The organism is Streptomyces sp. NRRL S-118 (assembly GCF_000716335.1).
Classification (GTDB): Bacteria; Actinomycetota; Actinomycetes; order Streptomycetales; family Streptomycetaceae; genus Streptomyces.
In genome coordinates this window covers 1-11,453 of the sequence record NZ_JOBL01000267.1, presented here as the reverse complement: position 1 = coordinate 11,453, position 11,453 = coordinate 1, and the positions used below count along the sequence as shown (strand labels likewise).

Annotated in this window: 9 protein-coding genes and 1 pseudogene; 8 read left to right on the top strand and 2 right to left on the bottom strand. The window is 67.5% G+C overall.

Going from position 1 to position 11,453, the window contains the following annotated elements; translation table 11 throughout:
- Positions 1 to 677: 677 nt before the first annotated feature.
- The 6 genes and pseudogenes from IH00_RS0103085 (at position 678) to IH00_RS43775 (ending at position 4,742) form a co-directional block, all read left to right on the top strand.
- Positions 678 to 1,082, top strand: coding sequence for a hypothetical protein (locus tag IH00_RS0103085; RefSeq protein WP_031069236.1), 405 nt, complete (start codon positions 678 to 680; stop codon positions 1,080 to 1,082).
- Positions 1,052 to 1,327, top strand: coding sequence for a hypothetical protein (locus IH00_RS0103080; protein WP_158827654.1), 276 nt, complete (start codon positions 1,052 to 1,054; stop codon positions 1,325 to 1,327). Before IH00_RS0103085 ends, IH00_RS0103080 begins: the two co-directional genes overlap by 31 nt.
- Entirely contained in the window at positions 1,324 to 2,442 is a 1,119-nt protein-coding gene (locus tag IH00_RS0103075; RefSeq protein WP_078887532.1) for a radical SAM/SPASM domain-containing protein, read from the top strand. The genes IH00_RS0103080 and IH00_RS0103075 overlap by 4 nt, the downstream gene beginning before the upstream one ends.
- Positions 2,443 to 2,465: 23 nt before the next feature.
- On the top strand, positions 2,466 to 3,572 hold the full coding sequence (locus IH00_RS0103070) for a radical SAM/SPASM domain-containing protein (protein ID WP_078887531.1): 1,107 nt from the start codon (positions 2,466 to 2,468) through the stop codon (positions 3,570 to 3,572).
- Positions 3,569 to 4,171 (top strand): annotated as a pseudogene (locus IH00_RS45375) (2OG-Fe(II) oxygenase); the annotation flags it as partial. The gene IH00_RS0103070 and the pseudogene IH00_RS45375, both read left to right, overlap by 4 nt.
- A 115-nt stretch (positions 4,172 to 4,286) precedes the next feature.
- Positions 4,287 to 4,742 carry a DUF6817 domain-containing protein gene (locus IH00_RS43775; protein WP_031069232.1) on the top strand — a complete coding sequence of 152 codons (456 nt, stop codon included), beginning with the start codon at positions 4,287 to 4,289 and terminating at the stop codon, positions 4,740 to 4,742.
- Positions 4,743 to 4,789: 47 nt separating this feature from the next.
- Here the strand turns inward: IH00_RS43775 and IH00_RS0103060 are convergent, their stop codons facing one another.
- Together IH00_RS0103060 and IH00_RS36910 are read right to left on the bottom strand one after the other, a co-directional pair.
- Positions 4,790 to 5,773: a glycosyltransferase family 2 protein gene (locus IH00_RS0103060; RefSeq protein WP_324615767.1), complete on the bottom strand. Its 984-nt coding sequence runs from the start codon at positions 5,771 to 5,773 to the stop codon at positions 4,790 to 4,792.
- Positions 5,773 to 6,684, bottom strand: coding sequence for a class I SAM-dependent methyltransferase (locus IH00_RS36910; RefSeq protein ID WP_158827650.1), 912 nt, complete (start codon positions 6,682 to 6,684; stop codon positions 5,773 to 5,775). The genes IH00_RS0103060 and IH00_RS36910 overlap by 1 nt, the downstream gene beginning before the upstream one ends.
- 289 nt (positions 6,685 to 6,973) lie before the next feature.
- On the opposite strand from IH00_RS36910, the gene IH00_RS38735 reads away from it, so the two are divergent.
- The gene (locus IH00_RS38735; protein ID WP_052411147.1) at positions 6,974 to 10,369 is read left to right on the top strand and encodes a LodA/GoxA family CTQ-dependent oxidase; all 3,396 of its coding nucleotides are present in this window, start codon (positions 6,974 to 6,976) and stop codon (positions 10,367 to 10,369) included.
- The gene (locus IH00_RS0103045) at positions 10,369 to 11,346 is read left to right on the top strand and encodes an FAD-dependent monooxygenase (RefSeq protein ID WP_107064389.1); all 978 of its coding nucleotides are present in this window, start codon (positions 10,369 to 10,371) and stop codon (positions 11,344 to 11,346) included. The genes IH00_RS38735 and IH00_RS0103045 overlap by 1 nt, the downstream gene beginning before the upstream one ends.
- Positions 11,347 to 11,453 lie beyond the last annotated feature (107 nt).

Genomic DNA, 11,453 nt, shown 5'->3' with positions numbered 1-11,453 from the left:
CCGCGCACCCCACCCCTCCAACGCCCCCTCTTCCTGGGCACGGAGCATCCTGCGCCGCAACTCCGCAACGTTCCCGCCCGCCTGAGCGAGGACCTCCCACAAGGCGTCACTCAGCGAAAACCCGCCCTGCCGCGGCCGCGCCTCAACATGGCCCCGGCGCCCATCGGCCAGCCACCGCCACACCGTCCGCTCCGCCGCGATCCGCACATGCAGCGCAGTCAGCGTCCCCTCCCCATCCACCGCAAGAAGCCGCCGTACCACCACACCCCCGCCCGGCACAACCCCAGCCGACCCCGCCCCGCCCCCGGCCACACCCGCCGCCCCATGCACCGTCATACACGCCAGCCCACCCGACCCCGCCCGCCCCTCACACAGGAACAGCGAAACCCATGACAGCCAGCAACCAGACCTGCTAACCGCCCCACAACAGCCGCTTGGTCACCCATGACAGCGACCACAACCCCGCCCCACACCACCCACCAGGACATCAACACCGCGATCCCGCTGACGACCACCCACTGCCACCCCACCACCCACTCACAGGCTCCGGAGTCACCAGCGCCGTCGGTTGCAGTGCCGCGCGCAGGGCTTCGCACAGCAGCTTCACCCGCACGGCGCTGCCTCTGCGGCGCGCCACCCGAGGCGTTGACCCCACGCGCGGGAGAAGCTGAGGGGGCGTGATCAACATCACCCGCCCGGGTCGGCTCCCGTTCCACGACGAGGTGGCGGACCGACGGGGCGGCGCACCACTCCATGTGAGGGAGGCCGTCATGGCTGAGGAACACGAACGCATTTCGGAAGACGAGGTCGCGGCATTCGTCCGGAAGCTCGAGCAATGGAGCGAGGGCCTCGACGACAAGGAAAAGGCCCTGCTGCAGGCCATGATGACTCCTCCTGAGGACGTGCAGCACGGCACGACAAGTCTTGAGGAGCGCGGCTTCAAGTTCAACAAGTTCAGCATCGAGGTTCCTCTGGAGAGCCTCCTGTACCGCTTCCGGTACGAGCAGGAGGGTCCCGGGAAGCGCGTGTACATCAAGGAGGCAGGCCCGTCGTGGGTGAGATTCATTCAGCGGCAGAGGTGAGGAACGGCATGGAATCGACCTCGGCAGTGCAGCCGGACAAGCAGACGGCGGCCGGTCTCGCGGCCAAGCTCTTCGACTGGGGCAATGCGGAACTCTCCGAGAGGGAGCGCGCGATCCTCATCGACCTCGCCTGGCGTCACGCCGGTCCTCACGACCGCATGCGCGTGGAACAGGTGGACGTGCTCGACCCTTCGGAGGAAGCTCTCGTCCGTGAGCTCGAATCGGAGTTTCGGCGGCCGGAATGACCAGTGTGGAACTCATCGTCAAAGCGACCCGACTGTGCAACCTGCGCTGCACCTACTGCTACGACTGGCGCGCGGGCGAGGGCAACACCATGTCCTTCAGCACTCTTGCACGGCTCGTCGCCAGGACGCTCGGCCACCCCGACCATCGTTCGGCCGGGTTCGACTGGCACGGCGGTGAGCCCACGGTCCTTCCCCTCGCCTTCTTCAAGAAGGCACTTCATCTGCAGGAGCGCTTCCGGCAGCCGGGCCAGCTGGTCCGGAACGCCATCCAGACCAACGCCACGCGGATCACGTCGGAGTGGGCGCGGTTCTTCGCGGACAACCACATCGACGTGGGCATCAGCATCGACGGGCCGGCTGCCGTTCACGACCGCTACCGTGTCGACAGAGCAGGTCGCCCCACATTGGCCCGGACGCTGGAGGGGCTCCGGCGGCTGCGGGACCACGGGATCGAACCGGGCGTCGGAGTCGTCGTGGACCAGGCGGCCCTGGACGTGGGCCCCGCAGCCCTGTTCGACTTCCTCATCGAGCATGACATCAGCGTCGCCGGTCTCAATTTCGTGATGCCGGACGCCCTCGCCGATGCGATCGGGCACGGCGACGGGCGGCACTACGTCGATCCCGGGCAGTCCGCCCGGTTCCTCATCGGCCTGTACGACCGCTGGCGCCGGCACACAGGCCCGGACATCCACATCCGGGAACTGGCCGCGCTCGTGGAGTCGCTGCACGGCAGGAAGCCCTCGCCGTGCACCCTGGCGGGTCGCTGTTTCGGCATCGTCTATCGCATCGAGCCGAACGGCGACGTCCGCCACTGCGACTATTTCGGAGAAGACCCCCGCTATCGCTGGGGGAACATCAACACCGACGACTTCTCCGCCATCCGGCGGAATGCCGGCCTTCACGAGCGGTCCAAGGCCCATGCGCAGGACCGCGAGCGGATGCGCTCCTGCGACGAATTCAGTGTGTGCAACGGCTGGTGCCCCCATGTACGGCACACATCACGTCAGCACTACGCGGGGCATCGCGAGGACTGCTGTGGCCTGCGGCCGCTCATCACGCACATCCGTGCGAACCCGCCGCAGAACGCCGAACCGGCTCCGGCCGTATCAGGTTGACCGACTTCAGGGAGAACAGCGCGATGCGCGACGTCGGGCTCATTGTCAAGGTAACCCGCTTGTGCAACCTGCGGTGCTCGTACTGTTACGACTGGCGGTCAGGACCGGATCAGAGGATGCCGTTCCGAGTGGCCGCCCGCATGACGGCCGCGGCGCTCCGGGACCCCGAGCACCGGGCGGTCGAGTTCCTCTGGCACGGCGGAGAGCCCACGCTGGTTCCGATCGACTATTTCGAGAAGGTGATGGCGGTACAGGGGCGTTTCAGGCGCCCGGGACAGCCCATCGTCAACTCGATCCACACGAATGCCCTCCACATCAGCGATAGGTGGATCGACTTCTTCCGCCGGTACGAATGGCAGGTCGGCATCAGCGTGGACGGCCCGCGCGAGGTCCATGACCGCCACCGTGTGGACGCGGCCGGCCGTCCCACCCTGGACCGCGCGCTGCGCGGCTACGCGAAGCTCCGCGCGGAGGGGCTCGGTGTGGGAGTCATCTCGGTGGTGGACCGGCAGGCACTTGCCCTCGGCCCTGACGCGCTCTTCGACTTCATGGCAGAGGTCGGTATCCGTGACTACGGCATCAACTTCGCCATGCCCGAGCCGCAGCCCCATGCCCCGCCCGGCACCAGGGTTGATCACTACATCACGACCAAGGAACGGACGGAGTTCCTGATCGGCCTGTACGACCGGTGGCGGGCTCACGGCGACCGGGGCATCGAGATCCGGGAGATCTCCACGGTGCGGCACCGGCTGGCGAAGATCCGCGGCGGCTCGTTGCCGTGCACGTTCGCGGGCGACTGCTTCGGAAACCTCTACACGGTCGAAGCCAACGGTGATGTCAACCATTGCTGCTACCTGCTGGGCGACCCGAGCTACCAGTGGGGCGACATCATGCACCAGGACTTCGCGGCCATCCGGCGAAGCCCGAACATGAAGGTGGTCGTTGCCGAGCGAGCGGAGGAAGAGGCGTCGCTGCAGCAGTGCCCCGAGGTCGAGGTGTGCCGGGGCGGATGCCCCATGGAGACGTACATGGCCGCGCGTCATGATCCGGAACCCGTCGGCGGGTGCTGCGGGCAGGCCGACTTCATCCGCCACGTCCGAGCACATCCCGTGGCGGACGAGCACGGATGACCGGCCGGACGAGTGATACGAGAGCCACATCCCGATCCGGCTCCGCCCCCACCAGCCCCGAACGGTGCGCCGGCTCCGCCGCACTCGCACGGGAGCCGTATCGGCACGCTCTCATCGACGGATTCCTCGACGAGGACATCGCCGCCCGCATCCTCGACTGGCTCGAGAAGCAGGGCTCCTGGGCCGTCGAGCGCACCGGTCTTTACGAGCAGCACCGCTGCGTGAACCTCCTGGATCTTCTCTTCGCCGACTCGACCTGCACCAGCGCGATGCTGCTGGGCGCAGCCGACCGGCTGGAGGAGGTCTTCCGCCGTCCGATGGAGCGGCGGCGTATCGAGGTCAGTGCGCACAAGCTGGTGGAGGGGCAGTACATCCGGACGCACACCGATGTACCGCACGGCCTCACCGAGACCCATCGAGCGGTGATCTCGTTCGCGTCCCCCACTCCCCCCGTCACAGGGGGAGAGCTGATGCTCCAGCGCTCGCAGTTCTCCTCGGACGACGCCGTGCGCGTGCGGCCGGTGCACAACCGTGCGGCGCTCATGGAATTGTCCGACCGCTCCTTCCATTCCGTCCTCCCGGTACGGAGCGGCATCAGATACAGCCTGGTGCTGTCGTACTGGGCCGCGGATGCGCGCGAAGGACTGCGCCGCGGTCGGGACGCGGGGGCTCTCCCCGGTCACCTACGGCAGTTCATGGAGCGGATCGGGGCCCATGAGGTTCCGCATGCCGGTCGGCGGGCTGCCGCCTCCGGACCCCGGGCGAGAACGCGACCACTATCCGATCGGGCTCTTCCACGGGATCTACGGACCGCTGGGCCTCGGCACCGCCCTCCTGCCCCCGGACGCCCGGGCCACACTGCGGGAGGTCATCGGCGCGAAGGCCGAACAACTCGTTCACCTCTACACGACCCTCGACCGCCGTACCGACCGGCCCACTTCCGGCGGTCGTTTCACTGCTCGCATCCTCGGGGAGCCCGCGGCTGCCCATCTGGACGGCAGCACAGCGGCAGGTGTCTTCCTCATCTCCTGGGCCAGCCTGCGCGAGCAGGTTCCCGACGTCGAAGTGTCCGGAGCCGAGGTGGATGAAATCCTGGGCCGGCTCGAGCTGTTCGGGCCTCTAGTTCCTTCCCACGCGGCCGCTGATCTGAGGGCGACGTTCTGCCCCTGATGACATCGCAGGACCCACCACCAGCGCCCCGGCCGGCGGCCGGAGTGTCAGCAGGGTTGCCAGCCCGGCAGTCCACCGTCGTACTGATCCCTGAGACGGGTACGGGCATACTCGCCGGCCACCCGCACGTGTGCACGCAGGAGTTCGACGCCGACGTAGTCGTCGTGCGCATCGGCCGACCACGACATCTGTCCGAGGTGGCGGAACTTGGCTGCGACACCGGGCGGGAAGGGCTTCCACGGCACTTCTTGCCGTTGCATCTCCTCGAAGAGAGCGGCTGCCGTGTCGTAGAAGGCCGCTGACGGGAAGCCGTCGAAAGCCGACGGATCAAGAACATGGTGGCGTGCACGCGCGTACCACCGCTCCTCCTCACGTGGGTCGCCGAACCGCAGAACCTGGCGGAAGGGGACGCCGAGCCCGCGGAATGCGTCGGTGCGCAGCAGGAGCAGGTAGGTCGCGAGGCGATCCTGGCAAGGAAACCGGCCGGGTTCGAATTCGCCGACGGCTGCCAGCCCCTCGGCTTCCGCAAGGTCGACGAGATCGCTGAGCCACCCCGGGGCCAGAAACTCGACATCGGAGTCGAGCAGCAGAAAGTACGGCGTGTCCACCTGGGGCGCGAGCCAGTCGAGAGCTGTGGAATGCTGGCAGAGCTCGCTGTCGGTCGGGAGCACGATCTCCACTCCGGTCCTGAGCTTCTCGAGCAAGAAGCGCTGCCCCGCTGGGCACTCGGCGACCAGCGCATCCATCTTCTTCTTCAGCTTCCGCAGCGTCCTGCGCGCTTCCAGCGCCTCCTCCCGGGCACGGCGCTTCCTCTCGTCCAGTGAGAAGACGGTCACCCAGTCGAGCCGCCGTAGATCGTCGAGCGTGCCGTCAGTGGATCCGTTGTCCGCCACCAGCACGCGAACGGGTTCGGGAGTGTGGCGACGGAACGACGCGTACGTCAGGCGGGTCACCGGACGTGCGTTCCTCGTCGCTCCGATCACCGTCACCCGCGGGTCTGCCGTCACCCCTTGCCCGGTGCGCCGGTCCATCAGAGTCGTGTCCGTTCGACGTCGAGGGTCAGTGCACACAGGTCGTGCCGTGCCGTGATGCGAACGGCCGCACCCGCCTTCGTCGTGACCGGCGCGGGGAAGGTTTGCACTGCCTGCTCCCAGTGGCACGAACCCGCGCCGTGGTTGCTCACGGTGATGCCGTTGCCGAGGTCGAGTTCGAACCACATGACGGCGGCGTGTGCGATGCCGTCCCTGGTGACGGGGACCGTGAGCTGCCGGGTGCGGGGAACGGGTGGTTCACCGAAGGTGAAGTCGAAAAGCCTGAACGCGGGAGCCAGAACGGTATGGGGGTGACAGTCGATCCGGCGCGGGAAGTAACCGCGCGTGCTCGCAACGTTGAACGGGCGCAGGTCGAAGCCCTCCACGACATCGACGTGGTTGAGCCCGTGGAGGCTCTCGCTCTCCACCAGCTGCGCCCAGAGGCGGCCGCCGGAGGGAACGAGGCGCGTGGTGGAGGAGATGAGCTCGCGGTGGGCGTGCTCGAGGGCATGCAGGGCCGACTCACCGATCAGCCCGCAGTCGAAGATCTCAGCGGTGACGACGTCCGGTTTTCCGGGGAGGTCGCGGCCGACAACGAGCTCGGTGGACGAGCGCGGAATCAGTGTGATCCGGTCGCCGTAGCCGTTGGCGCTGATCACCCGGTCTGCGAGGAACGCCGTGTGAAGGTTGCTTTCGCAGGTGAAGACCTGACCACCGGCGCGAGCGGCGAGCAGCGCCGTGACACCGGCGCCGGTACCGATGTCCAGGACGAGGTCACCGGGGCGAACGGCCGTCTCGATCGCTTGCCGATAGGCGTGATTTCGCTCCTGGTCGTTCATCATGGCGAAGTGCCAGGGAGGGATCGCCTGTTGCATCGTCAATTCCGCGGCCCGGGGGAGCTCGGCGGACAAGGAGGTCACCTGTGCATGTCCAATCGGGTTCCGTCATCACAGAATCAGCCGGTACCCGTTTCCCGGAGAGGGCTTCTCCCAGGACGTGAACACCGGCAAGGTTCCCCTCCTCGTTGCAGCGTAGCTCCTGATCTCTACTGTTGGCCTGCCCGGCGCGGCACAAACCCCCCGACGCCCGCATATGCGACCATGCGGACGTTTCCAGCCCACTCTGCGACGACCCCCTGGGCAGCATCTGGGGGAATGCCTGCGCGTCAATCGGCCGTCGCAGTTCCTGACGGAGGCCTGGTTGAATCCTGACGAGATCGCCTATTGCGAAATCCATCCGACGGTCGGCGTCGCACGAGTCGGCAACAGCCCGGACGCGTACTTCGTCGGGCCGGAGTCACCGGGCATCCCGGTCCGTCCGGAGGGTGGTTTCAAAGATCCCGAAGGACGGATCAAGCGCCAGGCCGCACGCTTTCGTGTCTATGCGTTCGACAAGGACGGCAATGTCCTCGGCGAGGTGTCGGCTGCCGATGCAGACGTGGAATGGTCGGTCGAGCTGTCCAATACCAAAGCGGCGTGGTTCCAGTTCCGCGGGCGATTCTATCAGTCGGTATCCCTGGAGAACCGGCGTAATCAGCACGTCGATCCGGCGGATCCGCAGGCGCGTGCGACGCTGATGATCACGCCGGGGCCGCGACGGGTCAAGGGCCCGGACGCGGATGGCACGGACGCCCAGTTCGACACCGGGACCTTTCTCGGGAAGCCGGTCCCCCTCGGGGAGCTGCGGACCGACGAGGCGGGGCGGCTCCTCGTCCTGGGCGGCTTCGGGCAGGCGGCCTCCGTGAAACCGGACAACCCTCTGACCCACTACGCGAACAACGACCACTGGTACGACGACACCTCCGACGGACCGGTCACGGCTACCGTGCGTGTCGGCGAGCACCGCACGGTTCCCGTGAGGCCCGCCTGGGTGATCGTCGCTCCACCCGACTTCTCACCCGACACGTCGAATCTCGTGACCCTGTACGACGTCGCCCGCGATGTCGCCGAGCGCACCGGCCGGCTGCCGCAGGCCGGCGAGGTGTCGTTCACCCGTGACATCCGCCCACTGCTGGAACGCATCCATGGCTACTCATGGGTGAACAGGAACGCTCTGCGAGGGCACGGCCGGGGCACGCAGGGCGATTTCCTGAACCCCGGCCTCCTTTCCCGCCTGGCATCGAACGCCCCGGAGGACTCGGGCGTCAGGAAGGCGGTCTTCGACCGGCTGCGCACGCCCGGCGCGGAGGACGTGACCCAGGCCAACTACGCCTTCATGCCACAGCTCGCGGGGGACGACGGAGCTCCGACCGACGGCAAGCCCCGCACCTGGACGTCACTCCTGCCGGGACAGTACGAACAAATGCGCCGATGGGCCGCAGGCGAATTCATCGCCGACGGCACGGGCCCGGTCGAAGCGGTTCCGCTCAGCGACCTCCCTCTTGCCGAGCAACCGCACGCGCTGGTCCGGGCTTCCCTCGAGGCATGTGTCGGGGCGTCGTTCTTCCCAGGCATCGAGATGACGTACATCGCCGCTGAGCCGTCGACCTGGTCGGAACCGTTCCGCCTGCGTGAGGACCTTCGGGCCGGAGATGTCACCAAGCATATGGCCGTGCCGTGGCACGCCGACTTCTACGAGTGCCATACGCACTGGTGGCCGGCTCAACGCCCGGACGACGTCCTGCCCGAGGAGCAGTACCGGCGGCTCATCAGCACGGCGGAGGCCCATTGGGAGCCCACCGAGCTCAGTGTGTACCGCAGGCCATGGGCGCGTGGCGTCGGCGTCCAGCCGGTCTACCCTCCGCAACTCGATCCGCTGCCGGGCGAGAACGAGCAACAGTACCTCGACAGGGTCGCCGAGCGCTGGACCCTGCTGCGCGCGCACGCCGGAGACAACGAGATGGTCGAGAAATGGAGCAGCCTCGGCTTCGTCGTGTCCCGTACCGGTACGTCGGGCGAAACCATGCTGGTCGAAACCGAACGCGCGGAGCACGTCGGACTCGGCGACCGTGACTGGTTCCACATGCTCCAACACCCCGACCGGTACCCCGAGCAGGCGGATGCTGCCCAGCGCTACGCGGAGGCGGTGCTGGCCCAGGCCCGGGCAGCACAGACCACCGACCCCTTGTTCCCGCTGATGCTGCGTCCGTTCCGCTACACCCGTGACGCATTCGAAGCACGGCTGCAGCTCATCTACACGAACATCGTGGAACGGGTGGAGAACGCAGACCCCGCACTCGACCCGCTCCGTACCCGTAGCGACGTCATCGAGCGGATCCGTCAATTCGCGCCGTTCAACCTTCTGGACGGCGCCTGGTTGCGCAACATCACTCCCCTGGGGCCGATCGACGAGGTCCATTCACTGCTGTTCTCCATCTGGATCGACGAGATCGGCGGCGGTGATCCCGCCCTGAACCATTCCAACCTCTATGCCGATCTGTTGCACAGTGTGGGCCTGTACCTTCCACCGGTCGACTCCTACCAGTTCGCCATGCTCCCGGAGATGCTTGATTCGGCGTACACGGCCAGCGTGTTCCAATTGGCCATCTCCCAGCATTCCCAGCGCTTCTTTCCGGAACTGCTCGGAATGACACTGCAACTGGAGTGGAACGTTCTGGAGATCGTGCCGGTCGTGCGGCTGCTGGACTATCACGGCATCAATTCGCAGTTCTACAGGATGCACATCGGCATCGACAATGCGGCGGCGGGTCACGGTGCCAAGGCCCGCGATGCGGTCATGCTCTACCTGGACAAGGTGCACGAGAGCGGCGGAGATGAAGCCGTACAGGAGCACTGGCGACGCATCTGGGACGGCTATGTGGCCTTCCTCATCGTCGGCACCCTGTCCGATGACCTCAGAGCTCTGGTGGCCGACCGGCCGACACCGCAGGAGCGGCTGATCGGCCTGATCGAGCGCAAGGCTCCCTTCGCCCGCATGAACCACCACGACAAGCGGCTCGGAGGCAACACGATCAACGACTGGTTCCTCGACCCTCTCGGTCTTCTGCTGGAGCTCCAGGAGTCGGGACTGATCGTGCCGGGGGAACCGGAGAAGAGCCCCTTCTTCGAACTGACCACGTTCTCCGGGCCCATGTACAAAGTCTTCGAGGAGAGCGAGCTCGAGCTGTGGCGCGAGTGGACTCGTTCACTCGCCCTTCCCCCCGACGGTCACCCTCACCTCTCACCGCTGCAGGCAATGATCCGGTTGGTCGACACGCTGCGCCCGCGGCAGACGGGTTCGGTCGCCCACACCGGCATCCGCATCACCGGCCCCGACCCCGGCGACCCGACCCGCACCAGGCACGAGTCGGTCGCCTGGTGGTTCACCCAGCCCACGGTGTTCCTCCTGAGCGCCGTCGCCCACCTGGGCAACGAGCTCGTCTCACCCGGCCGCCCGGAGGAGAGCGCCTTCCTCGGCCTTCTCGCACCGTCGACCAGCATGGGCAGGGCCTACGCCGGCGTGGTGCCCGGGACGGGGATGACCGGCCGCGAGATCACCATCAACTGGATCGCTGCGGGTTGTCCGCTGCCGGACCTGACGCCTCCGGCCAACCGGCCTCTTCTCTCGGCACCGTTGCCGGCCAAGGCCCCCGGCGCCGGCGCCGGCGCCGCGGAGAAACCGCCGATGCACGTGTACGGCATGGGGGCCGTGCACTGATGAGTGAACCTTGGGCCGGTGCGTGCAGTGACGTGGCCGTTGCCGGGGCGGGGCCTGCGGGGGCCGCGGCCGCGATCACCCTTGCACACCACGGTGCCTCCGTCGTCATCATCGACCCGGGCAGCAGACATCCGTGGAAGCCCGGTGAAAGCCTGGCGTCCCGGGCGAGACCTCTCCTGGAGCGCCTCGGCGTGCTGGACGCGGTGGCCACCGGGCCCCACACCCCGTGCTTCGGCAATCAGTCGCTCTGGGGTGGTGACACGCTCGATGAGGTGGACTTCCTCTTCAGCCCCTATGGAACGGGGTGGCACCTCGATCGCACTCATTCCTGTCTCTTGGCGCGTCAGGCAGGAGCCACCCTCGTGAGGGCTGACCGTATGGTCGCTCTCGCGGCCTGCCTGCCGTTCGGCGCGCCGGGTCGCGGTGTGCCCCGGAGTTCGCTGATCGAGTCGGCGCCCTTCGGCTGGTGGTACAGCGCGCCGCTGCCCGCCGGAACTTGCTTCGTCATGGCGATGACGGACGCCGACCTCGTCGCCGGGCAGGCGCTCCACAGGCCAGACCACTGGTGGGGGGCGCTGCAGGAGACCACCCTTCTTCGCCAACGCGTGTGGCGCGCAAGGGCAGCCCCGCCTTCCGGGCTGCGCATCGTACGGACGGCGACGTCGTGCACCAGCCCCGCGGCAGCTCCGGGATGGGCCGCGGTGGGTGACGCTGCCACCACGTCCGACCCGATCGCCGCGAGGGGCATCATCACCGCACTCGCCACAGGCATCGCGGCGGCCGACGCCCTTCACGCCGACGCGGCAGGCGACTCCGCCGCTCTGAGTGCTTATGCCGGACTGGTCGGGGCGAGCCACAGCGAGTTCTTGAGGGGCCGCCTCATCTGTTACGGGAGGGAGCGGCGGTGGGACACACCGTTCTGGAGGAGACGGCGCTCCGGAGCGTCGGACCCGGCTGCCGGTCTCGAGTCGTCATGATCCCTCCTCTCCGGCGTCACGGGCACTTGCCGCGAAGGTGAGGACTTCGAACCCAGGCGTTACGTGCACCCTTCGCGCGCCGGTCGTTCAGACGGCCCTCGCGGCGA

What these genes read in the sequence shown, in the direction of transcription:
- IH00_RS0103045 (WP_107064389.1), top strand. Translation starts at nt 10,369, where the DNA reads ATGAGTGAACCTTGGGCCGGTGCGTGCAGTGACGTGGCCGTTGCCGGG.
- IH00_RS0103075 (WP_078887532.1), top strand. Translation starts at nt 1,324, where the DNA reads ATGACCAGTGTGGAACTCATCGTCAAAGCGACCCGACTGTGCAACCTG.
- IH00_RS0103060 (WP_324615767.1), bottom strand. Translation starts at nt 5,773, where the DNA reads ATGGACCGGCGCACCGGGCAAGGGGTGACGGCAGACCCGCGGGTGACG.
- IH00_RS43775 (WP_031069232.1), top strand. Translation starts at nt 4,287, where the DNA reads ATGAGGTTCCGCATGCCGGTCGGCGGGCTGCCGCCTCCGGACCCCGGG.
- IH00_RS0103070 (WP_078887531.1), top strand. Translation starts at nt 2,466, where the DNA reads ATGCGCGACGTCGGGCTCATTGTCAAGGTAACCCGCTTGTGCAACCTG.